Genomic DNA, 15,302 nt, shown 5'->3' on the forward strand with positions numbered 1-15,302 from the left:
TTTATTTTTCATCACTTTATTTTGTTGAAGCATAAATATTCGTGAAAATGTTGGAAAAAGTTTGAATTTATAGTAAACTGAAAAAGGGCTAATTAAAAATGAGGAGTTTTAGTTATGAGATTGTCAGAACTTTTAAGATATGTTGTTAATGAAGGTGGGTCTGATTTACATTTATCAGTGGGGGTTCCACCGATTCAAAGAAAAAACGGTGAATTAATTAAGATTACGGATATTAATTTAACTAAAGAAGATATGGTTGAATACAGTAAAGAGATTTTAGGAAATAACTATGAAGATTATATGAAGGTAGGGGAATGGGATATACTATATAGTCTTGAAGATGTAGGAAGGTATAGGATTAATGTGTATAGGGAAAGAAATTATGATACTATCGCAGTAAGGGTTATTCCATATATTATACCTTCACTGGATGATTTAAATCATCCTGAAATAATAAGAGAGCTAACAAATTATAAAGATGGATTAATATTAATAACTGGTCCTACAGGTAGTGGTAAAAGTACAACAATGGCGGCGATGATCAATGAGATTAATATGAATAAGAAAACTCATATAGTAACGTTAGAGGATCCTATAGAGTATCTACACTCACATAAGAAGTCGATTATAAATCAAAGAGAAATTGGACGCGACACAAAAAGTTTTGATAATGGATTAAGGGCGGTACTTAGAGAAGATCCAGATGTAATATTGGTAGGAGAAATTAGAGATTTAGAAACTATGTCAGCTTGTCTTTTGGCGGCAGAAACAGGACATCTAGTAATTTCAACATTACATACAATAAATACATATAAAACCATAGATAGAATTATCAATTATTTTCCAGCAGAGCAGCAGCTGAGAGTAAGAAATCAACTATCAACTGTATTGAGGGGAGTAGTCAGTCAAAGGCTCTATAAGAGAAAAGATAATAGTGGAAGAATGGCAGCTCTAGAGATAATGGTTAGTACTCCTGCAATTCAAAACTTAATAAGAGAGGGGAAAATTCATCAAATTCCTTCGATGATGGAAACTTCTTCTAAGTTAGGGATGCAGACTATGGAGATGGCAATAAATAAAATTAATCATTTTATAATAAATGATTAGTAAGTTTACTTATAATAAAATTTAAATATAATAGAAAAAGTATAAAAGTATAGCAGATATAAGCAAATAGAAGGATTTTACTATTGTATTTTTATTGAAGAGGTTTTATACTATAATTATAAAATTAATGATTTAATGGCATATTTATAATCTTCAAAGAATTTATAGACATGTTTCACCAAAGTTATTTATGAATTATTCCACAAATTTGAAGGAATTTGAGCTTTTATGTTGAATATAGCTTTGTAACACGATAAACTTCTTTTGAAGTTAGAAATGTTGGGGGAATAGTAAGATGAATGAGTACATTGTTGGGCTAGATATAAGTTCTTCAAAGATATGTGGAGCAGTTGGCAGTCTTGCCAGTGATAATAGTATACAGTTACTTGGAATTACTACATCAGATTACAGTGAAGTAAAGACCGAAGTAGAAGAAGCTGATGTTTCTGCTACAGTAAATAGTGTGATAAGCCGATTAAGGGACATTATTGGTGAACCTTTAAGTGAAGCTTATGTATCTATACCTATTTCAATGTGTGAAGTTGTAAATACTAAGGGAGTTGTGTCGTTTCCTGTTTCAAAAGAGATTATTTTAGAAGATGTGATAAATGTAGGTGAGGTTGCAAAGTTTTGTGTTAACAAAAATCAAGAAATTGTACAAGTTGATATAGAAGAATACATAGTCGACAGGATGAGAAATATAAGGAATCCTATTGCTATGAAGGCCACACTCCTTGAATCAGAGGGGAATGCATTTATAGTTAATAATAAATATGTTAATGAATATAAAAAAATATTAAATGAAGCTGGAATTAAGGTTAAAGGTTTTATAGTAAACTCTATAGGCATGTCTAAAGATATTTTAAATGAAGATGAACTTCATAAAGGAGTTGCTTTGATAGATATTGGAAGTACTAATTCAGAGATTTCAGTGTTCAAAGGTGGCAAGTTTCTTGACTTCTTTTCAATACCTTTAGGAGGGGATACAATAACAAATGATATATCCATTTGTTTGAAATTGTCACGAGAAGAAAGTGAAAAATTAAAGTTTAAATGTAACACCTTGTTAAAGGGGAATTCTAATAATAAACATACCATTAGAGTTACTACATTGAATGATGAGAAAAAAGAAATTGACTATTTAATGCTCGAAGAAATAATTTGCGAAAGAGTTAAAGAAGTTCTAGAGCTGATTTCAAAGCAATTAGAAGCTGAAGAGTTAAGTAATCAAGTTGAAAGTTATGTATTAGTTGGAGGGGGGATATCTCAATATAGAGATATATTAAATGTTGCAGAAGATATATTAGGAAAACCAATAAGAATTGGTGTACCTGAATATGTAGGTGCAGCAAATCCGATTTATTCAACTGCCACAGGCATAATTGGTTATGTTTTAAGTAAAAAGCTAGATTTACTAATTGAAAATGAAAATTCACAAGGTGATATTTTAGAAGAGAAGAGCATAGGTAAAGGCGAAAACAAGTTTATAGTAAAGCTAAAAGGACTATTAAAAGGTTTTTCTAATGAGGAGGTAAAAAAGTGATAGATTTCGATGTTCAAAACGAAGAGTTATGCAAAATTAAAGTAATAGGCTGCGGTGGCGGTGGAAATAATGCTGTAAATAGAATGATAGAAGCAGGATTAAAGAATGTAGAGTTTATTGGGATCAATACTGATAAGCAAGCTCTATTTCTTTCAAAAGCAGATACAAAAATACAATTAGGGGACAAGCTTACAAGAGGTCTTGGAGCTGGTGCAAATCCTGAGATTGGAAGAAAAGCTGCAGAAGAAAGCAAAGATGAAATTACTGAAGCTTTAAAGGGTTCAGATATGGTATTTATCACTTGTGGAATGGGTGGTGGAACTGGAACAGGTGCTGCTCCAGTAGTAGCTGAAATAGCAAAATCTATGGGGATTTTAACCGTAGGTGTTGTTACAAAGCCATTCCCATTTGAAGGAAGAAAAAGAATGATCCATGCAGAAGGCGGAATCAATTCATTAAAGCAATCAGTAGATACTTTAGTAACAATTCCAAATGAGAGATTATTAGCTTTAGTTGATAAGAAAACAACTTTAGTAGAATCATTTAAAAAGGCTGATGATGTGTTAAGACAAGGTGTTCAAGGTATATCAGACCTTATTACTATCCCTGGTCTTATAAACTTAGACTTTGCAGATATCAGTACAATAATGGTAAATAAAGGTCTTGCACACATGGGTGTTGGAGTTGGAAAAGGTGATAATAGAGCACAAGATGCTGCTAGAGAAGCTATTTCAAGCCCTCTATTAGAAACATCTATTATAGGAGCAACTGGAGTTCTTTTAAATGTAACTGGTGGTTCTGATTTATCTCTTTTAGAGATTAATGAAGCAGCACAAATAGTACAAGAAGAAGCTGATCCAGATGCAAATATTATATTTGGTGCAGTTATAGATGAAAGTTTAAATGATGAAATAAGAATAACTGTAATAGCAACAGGTTTTGATAGTGAAGTTGGTAAGGTTGCAAATAGCGCTGCTGAAACAGTAACTAAAGCTACTGCTAAAGATGAGGCTGCTACAACTAGGAATGAAGTTCAACCAGCTAAGTCTAATAGTGATGATTATACAGTACCGACATGGTTAAGAAAAAACATGAGATAATATGATTGAAGTTTTGAAGGCAATAGAAAGGAATTTCTATTGCCTTTTTTATTATATTAACTTACTAAAAAAAATAGATTGAATATTCTGTAATTTAATTATATTTATAGGTAAAATTAAAAAAATATATGTAAATAAAATGGTATTTGTAATATCCATTACCTAAAAGGAAAACTTAGGAAGATTCCATCGCAAAATGGAATAAAATTAAGGGAATAATATTTGAATTGATAGTATAATTTTACAAATTTTACTTGAAGAAGTATATATAATATCTTGTAGGGAGGTTAGGTCATGGTAGTTTACTTGGATATACTTTTGTTAGAAAATTTTCTGATAAATTTATTTTTGCTAAGGACCACAGTTCAAACTATTAAGAAGAAAACTTCAACTATAAGGCTTATAGTATCATCGGTTGTTGGAAGTCTATATGTTATAACTGCTGTGATGCCGTGGCTTAAATTTTTAACTATTGTTCCTTTTAAAATATCTATAGCATTTATTATGATTTTAATTGCATTAGGAACTAAGGATTTTATAGCTGCAATAAAGGGAAGCTGCATATTTATTTTGTATTCAATGCTATTAGCTGGTGTAGCATTTTACATGGCAATACAGGATAATCCAGCTTTAAGTCAAGATGCTGTAATTTATAGTTTTTCATATAAAAATCTTATTTTGGCTTTAATGGCTTTATATTTGGTGGTAAATAGAATTGTAATTTACGTTAGGGAAAGAAAGCAGTTAACTAGCTATATTTATAATATAGAGATATGTATTAATGGAGTGAAAACAAAAGTTAAAACTTTTTTAGATACAGGCAATGAACTCAGAGAACCAGCAACTAACCTGCCAGTTATAATAGTTGAAAGACAATTATTTCAGGATATGAACCTTGATAGTTATAATGTTTACAGTATTCCATATTCTGTGGTTAGTGGTTATGGTGGAAATTTAATGGGTATAAAGCCAGATAGCATTAAGATTGACGTAGATGGAAACTTGAAGGATGAAAAAGCAATATTGGCATTTAGTGATAAAAAGCTAAGTAAACATAATGATTATAACGGACTTTTACCAAGGGGGATTATAGAATAGGAGGGTATTATAATGAATAAGATATCTAATATATTAAATAATGTTATGGATAGGCTACAAAGTTTATTAAGTAGATTTTTAGGTAGATTTAGAATCTTTGCGAAAAGAATAGACTATATCGGAGGCAATGACGCCCTACCACCACCCCTTACCAAGGAAGAGGAAGAAGCTCTTGTTGAGAATTTGGAAATGGGAGATGAGAGTATTCGCTCTATACTTATTCAAAGAAACTTAAGGTTAGTAGTTTATATTGCAAGAAAGTTTGAAAATACTGGAGTAAATGTAGAAGATTTAATTTCAGTAGGAACTATTGGCTTAATAAAGGCTGTAAATACTTTTGCACCAGAGAAAAAAATAAAGTTAGCTACTTATTCATCAAGGTGTATAGAAAACGAAATTCTTATGTACCTTAGAAGAAATAATAAAATAAAGACGGAGATTTCATTTTATGAACCATTAAACATAGACTGGGATGGCAATGAATTACTTCTTTCAGATATTTTAGGGACTGATAGTAATGTTGTATATAATTATATTGAAGAAGAAGTTGACAAGCAGCTTTTAGGGATAGCTATGGGAAAATTGAGTAATCGAGAAAGAGAAATTATTGAGCTTAGATTTGGAATAAATGGAGTAGACGAAAAGACTCAGAAAGAAGTCGCTGACATGCTTGGGATATCTCAATCTTATATCTCAAGACTGGAAAAAAGAATAATAAAAAGATTAAAAAAAGAAATAAATAAAATGTTGTAAGGTTGTCTTTAGTATAAAAAATACCCTTGGGGAGATAATTCTAATGTAATTATTCTGAAGGGAATGAGACCTTATGATGATTAATAAAGTCGAAATATGTGGTGTCAATACTTCCAAATTGCCTGTTTTAAAAGAAAAGGAAATGCGAGAATTGTTAATTAAGATAAAACAAGGTGACAAGAATTGCAGAGAAGATTTTATAAGAGGTAATTTGAGATTAGTATTAAGTGTAATTCAAAGATTCAATAACAGAGGGGAAAATGTTGACGATTTGTTCCAGGTTGGCTGTATAGGACTTATGAAAGCTATTGATAACTTTGATTTAAGTCAGAATGTAAGATTTTCTACTTATGCAGTCCCTATGATTATTGGGGAAATTAGGAGATACCTTCGGGATAATAATTCCATTAGAGTAAGTAGATCCTTAAGGGATATAGCCTACAAAGCTCTACAAGTTAGAGATAAACTAGTTAGTAAAGATAATAAAGAACCAAGTATATCTCAAATTGCTAAGGAATTAGAAATGCCTAAGGAAGAAGTCGTGTTTGCACTAGATGCAATACAAGATCCAATATCACTTTTTGAACCTATATATCATGATGGTGGTGATGCCATTTTTGTTATGGATCAAATAAGCGATAGTAAAAATTTGGATGATGGATGGCTTGAAAATATTTCTATTAAGGAAGGGATGAAAAAACTTACAGATAGAGAGAAATTAATTTTAAACTTGAGATTCTTTCAAGGAAGAACTCAAATGGAAGTGGCAGATGAGATAGGGATATCTCAAGCACAAGTATCTAGATTAGAAAAAACAGCATTAAAGCATATGCGTAAACATGTGTAAATAAAGAGCCTTAGGGCTCTTTTTTTATTTGTGAGTTCTATTAAGTAAAATAAAGAATATAGATTAAGAGATATAATTTTTAAGGGGGAAGAGTTATGGAAACATCAATGTTTGCAATAAGCAGCTTAAGGTCAATGGAGATTATTGATATAAATACAGGTGCAAAGTTGGGATATATAAAGGATTTAAAAGTTAATTGCGAAGACTATAAAATTGAAGCGATAACCATACCTACACAAAAAACAGGATGGTTTTCTAAAGGGGAAGACCTTGAAATACCATGGGATAGAATTAAAAAGATAGGGATAGATGTAATACTAGTTGACGGTGATGAGACTTTTGAAAAGTAGAATCCTTCAAAGTTTTTATATACAAATAGTAAATGTATTGTGTATAATCATAATATATAACTAAAAAAAGGATGTGGTAATTTATGAAGTGTCCTTATTGTAGTGGAGAAGAAAGCAAAGTTGTTGATTCAAGAGCAACTGAGGATGATGGGGCAATAAGAAGAAGACGTGAGTGCTTAGGTTGTAATAGAAGATACACTACCTATGAAAAAATTGAGGATATACCAGTGTTTGTCATTAAGAGAAATCTTGCAAGAGAAATATTTAGCAGAGATAAAATTATAAATGGTGTAATACGTGCATGTGAAAAGAGACCTGTTTCTAGAGCGGATATCGATCATTTAGTTAATGACATTGAAAAAACACTTAATAATACTATGACTAGTGAAGTTAGTTCAGAAACCATTGGAGAAATGATTTTAGATAAATTAAGAAGTATGGACGAAGTAGCTTATATAAGATTTGCATCAGTATATCGAAAATTTGATGATATTAATAGTTTTATTGAAGAAATACAAAGATTAAGTGGTGGAAAGTAATGAATGTTTCTACGTGTGAAAACAATAAGTTTTTAATCTATACAGTTAAAAATATGACTATAGGTTTTTCAACTGCAGAAAATAATTTAAATTTTAATAAATTCCTGCCAGAAGGTCACGAGAACTTAGAAAAATTAAAAAAATGGTTTAATGTTGAGAAAGTAGTTTTTCTTAATCAGGTACATGGAATTGACATTCATTGTTTTGATGGAGAAAAAGAAATTACAGATTTAGATGGTGATGGTGTTATTACTAATAATAAAAAATCGCTTATCGGAGTTTTTACTGCTGATTGTGTGCCGGTAATTATTGTGGATGAAGCCATAGGAGCTATGGCAGCTATTCATAGTGGATGGAAAGGTACATTAAATAATATTGTACTGAATGGCATTAAAGAGATGATGAAAATTTATGGGAGTAAACCAGAAAATATGAAGGCTTTCATTGGGCCTCATAATAAGGTTTGCTGTTATGAAGTTAGTGAAGATCTTATCGAACTATTTAAGCAGTGCGAGATTTTTAAGGGAGAGAATATAAATGAAGGGAGAAACTTAAACCTTCAAAGATGTGTGGAGATTGAACTTGTAAAAGCAGGAATAATCCAAGAAAACATTATAGCTGTGAATTTATGTACTTACTGTAGTGAGGAAACAAAGCTATTTTCCTACAGAAAAGAGGAGGAGTCAAAGGGAAGATTATTTTCTTTTGTGTTTGCTAATGAGGAGGATTAATAATGTCTATGATGAAAACAATTTTAGTAGTAGATGATGAAGCTAATATACAAGAACTTATTAAGTTTAACTTAGAAAAAAGTGGGTTCAATGTTATTACAGCAGATAATGGCATTGATGCATTAAAGCTGGCAGAAACTAAAAAACCAGATTTAATATTTTTAGACTTAATGCTTCCAGGAATGGATGGTCTTGATGTATGTAAGAATATCAGAAAAAATCCTGGTATTGAGAGTATTCCAATAATAATGATTACTGCTAAGGGTGAAGAATTAGATAAAATTTTAGGCTTAGAACTAGGTGCTGATGATTATATAACTAAGCCATTTTCAGTAAGAGAATTAGTAGCAAGAGCTAAGGCTATTTTAAGAAGAAGTGGATTTAAACAGGATGATGACAGCTTTAAATTTGGAACTGTTACAATTAACTTCCGTGAACATGAAGTAATTAAGGGTGAAAGTAAAGTAGACCTTACGTTAAAGGAGTTTGAGCTTTTAGAAATATTGATAAAAAATAAAGGCAGAGTTATGACTAGAGATTTCTTACTTGAAAAAATCTGGGGCTACGAATATATGGGGGAGACTAGAACTGTAGATGTACATGTAAGACATCTAAGAAAAAAGATAGAAGATGATGACAAGAATCCAGTATACATACAAACTATAAGAGGTATTGGATACAAATTTAATTATGGGGAAAGTTATGAAAAATAAATTTAAAGGTACAATGAAAAGAAAACTAATGCTATACATTTTTGGAGCATTAGTTTTTATGCTAATATTTACAATTATGCTGTTTTATGCGATTTCTACCTATGAAGCAGATTATACCATAAAAAAAGATTTGAGCTTATATACATATATTCTAAAGGGTTATATTGAGGATAGGGATTTAGATAAAACAAAAGATATAATAGATAAGTTTAAAGAAAGAAATGTAAGAGTTACAGTTATAGATGAGGATGGTAATGTTAAATATGACTCATTTACAAAAGCCGAATTATTGGAAAATCATAATGATAGGGAAGAAGTAGAAGAAGCTAGAAAAAAGGGGGAAGCATGTGTTACTAGATATAGTATGACAGAAAAAAGCTCAACAATGTATTATGCATTGGGTTTGCCTGATGGTGATGTTATTAGGGTAGCAAAGGCTATTGATGGGGTAAATGCTTTAAGAAGTACATATTTTCTTTGGTATGGAGGCGCTATAGTTATAATGCTGTTTTTATCCCTTTGGATTGCTAATAAGCTTTCCTATATATTTGTAAAACCTATAGAAGACTTAGATTTTATAACATCAAGAATCAGTAATGGTGAATTAAGCAGAAGAGTCAAGGTGACTTCAAAAGATGAGCTTGGTAAGCTTGCGCAAAGCTTTAATAGTATGGCAGATAAGGTTGAGAGCAGTTTGAACGAAGCAAGTGAAAAACAAAACAGGTTGTCAGCTATACTTGAAAGTATGGAAAGTGGCGTTATTGCCATTGATAATAATCGAAATATAATTATGATAAACAATTATGCAAAAAGTTTTTTTAACATCAGTGAAGATGTTGTAGGGAGCAATGTTGAAAATATATGCACAGATATTGATTTTAAAGATATGTTTTCTATGCGTGAACATGAACTTCAGGAGTATAAAATAAAATCTCCTACAGTGAAGTACTTGAGAGGGCGAAGTGCAGATATCATTGTTAATAACCATCAACATATTGGAGCCGTTGCTGTATTGCAGGATATTACTGAGGTTAAGAATCTTGAGAACATGAGAACAGAATTTGTGGCCAATGTATCTCATGAGTTGAAAACGCCATTAACTTCTATAAGAGGCTTTGCAGAAACTTTGAGAGATGTTGATGATGATGCAACTAAAAATAAGTTTTTAGATATAATTGATGAAGAAGCAGAAAGGCTCACAAGGTTAATTTCTGATATATTACTATTATCCCATATTGAGCAGAACCAGGAATTCAAACAAGAGGAGTTTTCTACTGAAAGAGTTATTGATGATGTTGTAGATATAATGAAGCATATCGCAGATAAGAAAGAAATTGAGTTGAGAGTATTTGGTGATGAGCTTCCAATTATAGCTGGAGATAAAGATAAGTTTAAACAGATGTTGATTAATTTAATTGATAACGGAATAAAATATAGTGAAGCAGGAGATAAAGTTACTGTTAATAAAATTTCAAAGAAGAAAGAGTTTATTATTATTGTAGAGGATACTGGAATTGGTATTGAAGAATCTGCTATTCCTAGATTGTTTGAAAGGTTTTACAGGGTTGATAAAGCTAGATCGAGAGCTAAAGGGGGAACCGGATTGGGGCTTGCCATTGTAAAACATATAGTCATTGGTTTCAATGGAAGTGTTAAAGTGGAAAGTAAAGTAGGAATAGGAACTAGGTTTATTATAACTTTTCCAAAGGGGAAATTATAATTCAATGAATCAATTTACTCTTTGAGTACAACTTGATTAACTAATAATATAAAAATATTAAGCACCAGAAAGTAATACTTTCTGGTGCTTTTTTCATATTGTCATTGTTAGTTATGGATTAACTTAATTTGTTTGGAGGGTTAACTGACATGAGGGATTGATGTAGTAGAAGTTTTTCCTTATAAATCCTTCCTTACAAATTGTAAAGTTTAATTAACATAGGTAAAGTTTTTTTAATATTAGTATAATAATACCTTAACTAACAGAGACTATAATAAGTCTTGTAAGGAAGAAATTAAATAAAAAGAAATAAAAGAATGTGGGGTAAAGAGTATGAAAAAGAAGTCAATCAAAATTATAATAGCAGCAATGGTAGCGACAATGTCCATGGGGATTTTTGCAGGATGTGGTTCTAAGAATACGGGAGATGGAGCTTCAAGTGAAGGATCTAAATCAGCAACAATAACAATTTCTGGTTCAACTTCAATAGGACCATTAATGGAAAAAGAAGCAGCGGCTTATAAAAAAGAAAATTCTAATGTAAATATAGAGATTCAGCAAATAGGTTCATCTGCAGGAATAAAAAATGCGATTTCAGGTGTTAGCGAAATTGGAATGGCATCAAGAGAGTTAAAAGATGAAGAAAAGGCTGAAGTTAAAGAAACAGTAATTGCTTTCGATGGAATAGGACTTATAGTACATCCAAATAATACAGCAACAAACTTAACAATGGATCAAATTAAACAAATATATACTGGAAAGATTACTAACTGGAAAGAGGTTGGAGGAAAAGATGCTCCAATAGTTGTAGTATCAAGGGATGAAAGCTCAGGTACAAGAAGTGCGTTCCAAGAATTAGTAGATTTTACATCAGAGGAGTTAGAAAAATCATCAACTATAGCAGATGGTAACGGAAGTGTTAAAACAACAGTTGCAACTAATGAAAATGCAATAGGTTACGTTTCTTTTGAAACAGTAGATACAAGTGTTAAGGCACTAACAGTAGATAAAGTAGAACCAACACCAGAAAATGTACTTGCTAAAATATATCCATTATCAAGACCATTTATATTAGTTTATAAAGATGCAAAGATAACAGAAGAGGGTAAAAAGTTTATAGATTATATCTTAAGTGATGCAGGTCAGACTATAGTTGAAGAAGCTGGCGGAATTAAATTAGGTAAGTAGTACCTTGAAGTGACACAGGCATTTGAGAGAATATGATCTCAAGTGCCTGTTGTGCTTGAATTGGAGGTTAATTATATGGCAAATAAAACAGTAAAAAAAGCACACAACAAGCCAAAGAGAATGAAGGGAGCTAAATATGCAATAGATGCAGCTTCTGAAAATATATTTAAATTATGCGCTTTAGTAGCGGTAATAAGTTTATTAGTAATTATAGGTTTCGTGTTTTACAAAGGGTTAACACCTTTCATATCTAAAGGATATTCTTTCTTTGATTTCATTTTTGGCAGAGAATGGGTGCCGAGTGCTGATAAGTTTGGAATTCTACCAATGATATTAGCATCAATTTATGGTACATTAGGTTCTTTGATTATTGGAGTTCCAGTTGGAATAATGACAGCTGTATTTATTGCTGAAATTGCTCAAAAGAAAGTTGCAAAAGTGTTATCTCAAGGTGTAGAACTATTAGCAGGAATACCATCTGTTTTATTTGGTGTATTTGCATTAGGAGTTATAGTACCTGCAATTCAAGATAAGCTTAATCTGCCAAAAGGTCAAAGTTTGCTTGCAATTATAATAGTACTTTCAATAATGATGCTACCTACTATCATTTCAGTAGCAGAAACGGCTATTAGGGCAGTGCCAAATTATTATAAAGAAGCTTCCTTAGCTTTAGGGGCATCTAAAATCGAAACAATATTTAAAGTTATACTTCCAGCAGCAAAATCAGGGATTTTAACTGCTGTTGTGTTAGGAACAGGAAGAGCTATTGGAGAAACTATGGCTGTAATATTAGTAGCAGGTAATAGTCCTGTTATACCAAAGAGCATAACAGATGGGGTAAGACCATTAACTACAAACATAGCGTTGGAGATGGGATATGCATTTGGTACTCATGAAGAAATGTTATTTGCAACAGGAGTAGTTTTATTCTCTTTTATACTTCTTCTAAATTTCATATTAGCAAAAATTTCAGCAAAGGCAGGTAATTAGGATGAGAAAGTTAAAAGATAATATCTTAAAATCAATTCTATGGTTATCTGCAGCTATAACCATAGCAATTCTTTTGATTATCATAGGATATATATTTAAAGAAGGTATGGGACTTATTAATTTTAATTTTATATTTGGAGATTATTCACCGACGGAAGGCGGAGGAATTTTCCCGATGATAGTAACAACGTTACTAACAGTTTTAGTATCACTTGTAATATCCATTCCTATTGGAATAGGTGGGGCTATCTACCTTCAGGAGTATGCAAAGCAAGGTGCTATTGTTAAGGTTATAAGGTTTGCAACAGAGAGTCTTGCAGGTATTCCTTCTATTATTTATGGATTATTTGGTACAGTATTCTTTGTAACAGCATTAAAGCTCCAGTTTTCTATATTGGCAGGTTCTTTGACTTTAGCAATTATTGTTCTGCCAGTAATAATTAGAACAACTGAGGAAGCTTTAAAAACGGTACCAATAAGTTATAGAGAAGGAGCAATTGGGTTAGGATCAACTAAGTTTGAAGTTCTCTATAAAATAATAGTTCCGAGCGCTATGCCGGGAATTATATCAGGAGTTATTTTATCTATAGGAAGAATAATTGGTGAATCAGCAGCTATGCTTTTAACAGCTGGTACAGTGGCTTCCATGCCAAAGGGATTAATGTCTAGTGGTAGAACACTTACAGTTCACGCTTACTTGGTAACTAAGGAAGCAGGAGATATAAGGCTGGCATGTGCAATTGGTATAATTTTAATATTTGTAATTTTAATTTTAAGTATTGCAGCTAAACTCATAACAAGAAAAATAAATAAAGCTAACTAGCATATTTGTAATAAGAGGATTGGATATTTAGTTGTTAGAAGAAGCAGGAGGAAATAGTATGTCAGTAATTTCTACAAAGAATTTGGAGCTTTATTATGGTAATAACAAGGCTTTAAAGGGAATAAATTTAGAAATAGATAAGAATAGTGTTACAGCGCTAATAGGGCCATCAGGCTGTGGTAAATCAACATTTTTAAGGACATTAAATAGAATGAATGATTTAATTGATGGAGTTAAAATTGAAGGCCAGGTTTTCTTTGATGGAAATGATGTATATCAAGATTTAAATGAAATTGAGCTTAGGAAAAGAGTAGGAATGGTTTTCCAAAAGCCAAATCCATTCCCTATGTCTATCTATGATAATGTAGCTTATGGTCCTAGAATCCATGGAATAAAGGATAAGAAGAAGCTAGACGAAATAGTTGAAAAATCACTTAAAGGAGCGGCTTTATGGGATGAAGTAAAGGATAGATTAAAGAAAAGTGCCATGGGATTATCAGGAGGACAGCAGCAAAGACTTTGTATAGCGAGAACTATTGCAGTTGAACCAGAAGTTATACTAATGGATGAACCAACTTCAGCTCTAGATCCAATTTCTACAGCTAAGGTGGAAGAGTTAATTGATGCTTTGAAGGAAGAATATACTATAATAATAGTTACTCATAATATGCAGCAAGCTGGACGTATAGCAGATAAAACAGCATTTTTCTTAAGTGGTGAAGTCATTGAATATGGGAAGACAGAAGATATGTTTGAAAGACCACAGGATAAGCGAACAGAGGATTATATTACAGGTAGATTCGGTTAAAATATTTGAAGTGAAATGACTTATATAGGGATGAAGTAAAAAAAATATTAGAGGTGAATAGTATGGTTAGAAGTAGTTTTGACATAAAGCTAAATAAACTGCATGAAGACTTGAGAAACATGGGAGCACAAGTTGCAATACAAGTTAAGGATAGCATTGAGGCTTTAAAAAATCATGATGCAGCTTTAGCTGAGGATATTATAAATAGAGATGACGTAGTAGATAATTATGAAGCTGAAATTGAGAATAACTGTATTAAACTAATGGTTACAGAAAATCCATTAGGCGTGGATTTAAGAAATATCTTTATTGCTACAAAGATTATAACTGATTTAGAGAGAATAGCGGACCACGCTGTGGATATCGCAAAAATAACTATTTTACTGAAGGATGAAGAGTATGTAAAAAAACTTATTCATATACCTAAAATGGGCGAAATTGTAGAAAAAATGATAGAGGGAACTTTAGAAGCATATTTAAATATGGATGTTCCTTTAGCGCGCCAGATTTGTGATATGGATGATGAAGTTGATGACTTACATGAGGGGATTTTTGATGAGGTTCAAGAAATTATGAGAGTTAAACCAGAAGCCATAAAACAGTGTTGCAGATTCTTAATTGTCAGTAGGCTTTTAGAGAGGATGGCAGACCATACTACTAATATATGTGAAAGAATAATCTATTTGCAAACAGGTGAAAGAGTAGAGTTAAATTAATTTTATAAAGTGGATTATTATATTGAAAGTTGTCTATTATTTGTATAGTCAACTTTTTTTATGTTAAGAAATAAAATTTTAGGATAATATGGTGTTTTTAAAAGAGTAACATTGACGAGGGCATATAATTAAGATAATATAACATAATAGTGGTATAATGTGTTTCCATAGAACGAATAAATGGAAAACTAATTGTAAAAACTCAAAACTTCTATTTGATAATTAAGAGGAGTAGTGGGAAAATATAAAAATAACTTGTGCAAAATAAAGGAGCTA

Annotated in this window: 16 protein-coding genes; all 16 read left to right on the forward strand. The window is 31.5% G+C overall.

Going from position 1 to position 15,302, the window contains the following annotated elements; all coding sequences use genetic code 11:
• Positions 1-114 precede the first annotated feature (114 nt).
• The 16 genes from BN1075_RS03480 to phoU all read left to right on the forward strand — a co-directional run bounded on the left by BN1075_RS03480 (position 115) and on the right by phoU (position 15,026).
• The gene (locus BN1075_RS03480; RefSeq protein ID WP_042386876.1) at positions 115-1,107 is read left to right on the forward strand and encodes a type IV pilus twitching motility protein PilT; all 993 of its coding nucleotides are present in this window, start codon (positions 115-117) and stop codon (positions 1,105-1,107) included.
• Between the two features lie 295 nt (positions 1,108-1,402).
• Positions 1,403-2,650 carry a cell division protein FtsA gene (gene ftsA / locus BN1075_RS03485; protein WP_040191641.1) on the forward strand — a complete coding sequence of 416 codons (1,248 nt, stop codon included), beginning with the start codon at positions 1,403-1,405 and terminating at the stop codon, positions 2,648-2,650.
• Complete coding sequence (gene ftsZ / locus BN1075_RS03490; protein WP_040191642.1) at positions 2,647-3,750, forward strand: cell division protein FtsZ; 1,104 nt, start codon at positions 2,647-2,649, stop codon at positions 3,748-3,750. The genes ftsA and ftsZ overlap by 4 nt, the downstream gene beginning before the upstream one ends.
• Positions 3,751-4,044: 294 nt before the next feature.
• Complete coding sequence (gene spoIIGA / locus BN1075_RS03495) at positions 4,045-4,848, forward strand: sigma-E processing peptidase SpoIIGA (protein WP_040191643.1); 804 nt, start codon at positions 4,045-4,047, stop codon at positions 4,846-4,848.
• 45 nt (positions 4,849-4,893) lie between these two features.
• Positions 4,894-5,601, forward strand: a complete 708-nt coding sequence (sigE, locus tag BN1075_RS03500) for an RNA polymerase sporulation sigma factor SigE (protein WP_040191778.1) — start codon at positions 4,894-4,896, stop codon at positions 5,599-5,601.
• Positions 5,602-5,674: 73 nt separating this feature from the next.
• Entirely contained in the window at positions 5,675-6,448 is a 774-nt protein-coding gene (gene sigG / locus BN1075_RS03505) for an RNA polymerase sporulation sigma factor SigG (protein ID WP_040191644.1), read from the forward strand.
• A 95-nt stretch (positions 6,449-6,543) separates the two neighbouring features.
• Positions 6,544-6,798, forward strand: a complete 255-nt coding sequence (locus BN1075_RS03510; protein WP_040191645.1) for a YlmC/YmxH family sporulation protein — start codon at positions 6,544-6,546, stop codon at positions 6,796-6,798.
• A gap of 83 nt (positions 6,799-6,881) precedes the next feature.
• The gene (nrdR, locus tag BN1075_RS03515; protein WP_040191646.1) at positions 6,882-7,337 is read left to right on the forward strand and encodes a transcriptional regulator NrdR; all 456 of its coding nucleotides are present in this window, start codon (positions 6,882-6,884) and stop codon (positions 7,335-7,337) included.
• Positions 7,337-8,068 carry a peptidoglycan editing factor PgeF gene (gene pgeF, locus BN1075_RS03520; protein ID WP_040191647.1) on the forward strand — a complete coding sequence of 244 codons (732 nt, stop codon included), beginning with the start codon at positions 7,337-7,339 and terminating at the stop codon, positions 8,066-8,068. The genes nrdR and pgeF overlap by 1 nt, the downstream gene beginning before the upstream one ends.
• 8 nt (positions 8,069-8,076) lie before the next feature.
• Positions 8,077-8,781 (forward strand): response regulator transcription factor, encoded by a 705-nt coding sequence (locus BN1075_RS03525; protein ID WP_148315452.1) that lies wholly within the window; start codon positions 8,077-8,079, stop codon positions 8,779-8,781.
• 76 nt (positions 8,782-8,857) lie between these two features.
• On the forward strand, positions 8,858-10,501 hold the full coding sequence (gene pnpS, locus BN1075_RS03530) for a two-component system histidine kinase PnpS (protein ID WP_407637963.1): 1,644 nt from the start codon (positions 8,858-8,860) through the stop codon (positions 10,499-10,501).
• Positions 10,502-10,834: 333 nt separating this feature from the next.
• Positions 10,835-11,689, forward strand: a complete 855-nt coding sequence (locus tag BN1075_RS03535) for a phosphate ABC transporter substrate-binding protein (protein ID WP_040191649.1) — start codon at positions 10,835-10,837, stop codon at positions 11,687-11,689.
• A gap of 120 nt (positions 11,690-11,809) precedes the next feature.
• A complete protein-coding gene (gene pstC / locus BN1075_RS03540; protein WP_040191780.1) occupies positions 11,810-12,679 on the forward strand; it encodes a phosphate ABC transporter permease subunit PstC in 870 nt (289 codons plus the stop codon).
• A gap of 1 nt (position 12,680) precedes the next feature.
• Positions 12,681-13,502, forward strand: a complete 822-nt coding sequence (gene pstA / locus BN1075_RS03545; RefSeq protein WP_040191650.1) for a phosphate ABC transporter permease PstA — start codon at positions 12,681-12,683, stop codon at positions 13,500-13,502.
• Positions 13,503-13,560: 58 nt separating this feature from the next.
• A complete protein-coding gene (pstB, locus tag BN1075_RS03550) occupies positions 13,561-14,310 on the forward strand; it encodes a phosphate ABC transporter ATP-binding protein PstB (RefSeq protein ID WP_040191652.1) in 750 nt (249 codons plus the stop codon).
• Between the two features lie 62 nt (positions 14,311-14,372).
• Positions 14,373-15,026, forward strand: a complete 654-nt coding sequence (gene phoU, locus BN1075_RS03555) for a phosphate signaling complex protein PhoU (protein WP_040191653.1) — start codon at positions 14,373-14,375, stop codon at positions 15,024-15,026.
• The last annotated feature ends 276 nt before the right edge of the window (positions 15,027-15,302 follow it).

Origin of the sequence: Clostridium culturomicium, assembly GCF_000821305.1 — a bacterium.
Taxonomy (GTDB): Bacteria; Bacillota; Clostridia; order Clostridiales; family Clostridiaceae; genus Clostridium_J; species Clostridium_J culturomicium.

Bases quoted from the DNA above. Each gene is read 5' to 3' on its own strand.
- BN1075_RS03480 (WP_042386876.1), top strand. From the start codon at position 115: ATGAGATTGTCAGAACTTTTAAGATATGTTGTTAATGAAGGTGGGTCT.
- ftsA (WP_040191641.1), top strand. From the start codon at position 1,403: ATGAATGAGTACATTGTTGGGCTAGATATAAGTTCTTCAAAGATATGT.
- spoIIGA (WP_040191643.1), top strand. From the start codon at position 4,045: ATGGTAGTTTACTTGGATATACTTTTGTTAGAAAATTTTCTGATAAAT.
- sigE (WP_040191778.1), top strand. From the start codon at position 4,894: ATGGATAGGCTACAAAGTTTATTAAGTAGATTTTTAGGTAGATTTAGA.
- sigG (WP_040191644.1), top strand. From the start codon at position 5,675: ATGATGATTAATAAAGTCGAAATATGTGGTGTCAATACTTCCAAATTG.
- BN1075_RS03510 (WP_040191645.1), top strand. From the start codon at position 6,544: ATGGAAACATCAATGTTTGCAATAAGCAGCTTAAGGTCAATGGAGATT.
- nrdR (WP_040191646.1), top strand. From the start codon at position 6,882: ATGAAGTGTCCTTATTGTAGTGGAGAAGAAAGCAAAGTTGTTGATTCA.
- pgeF (WP_040191647.1), top strand. From the start codon at position 7,337: ATGAATGTTTCTACGTGTGAAAACAATAAGTTTTTAATCTATACAGTT.
- BN1075_RS03525 (WP_148315452.1), top strand. From the start codon at position 8,077: ATGATGAAAACAATTTTAGTAGTAGATGATGAAGCTAATATACAAGAA.
- pnpS (WP_407637963.1), top strand. From the start codon at position 8,858: ATGCTGTTTTATGCGATTTCTACCTATGAAGCAGATTATACCATAAAA.
- BN1075_RS03535 (WP_040191649.1), top strand. From the start codon at position 10,835: ATGAAAAAGAAGTCAATCAAAATTATAATAGCAGCAATGGTAGCGACA.
- pstC (WP_040191780.1), top strand. From the start codon at position 11,810: ATGAAGGGAGCTAAATATGCAATAGATGCAGCTTCTGAAAATATATTT.
- pstA (WP_040191650.1), top strand. From the start codon at position 12,681: ATGAGAAAGTTAAAAGATAATATCTTAAAATCAATTCTATGGTTATCT.
- pstB (WP_040191652.1), top strand. From the start codon at position 13,561: ATGTCAGTAATTTCTACAAAGAATTTGGAGCTTTATTATGGTAATAAC.
- phoU (WP_040191653.1), top strand. From the start codon at position 14,373: ATGGTTAGAAGTAGTTTTGACATAAAGCTAAATAAACTGCATGAAGAC.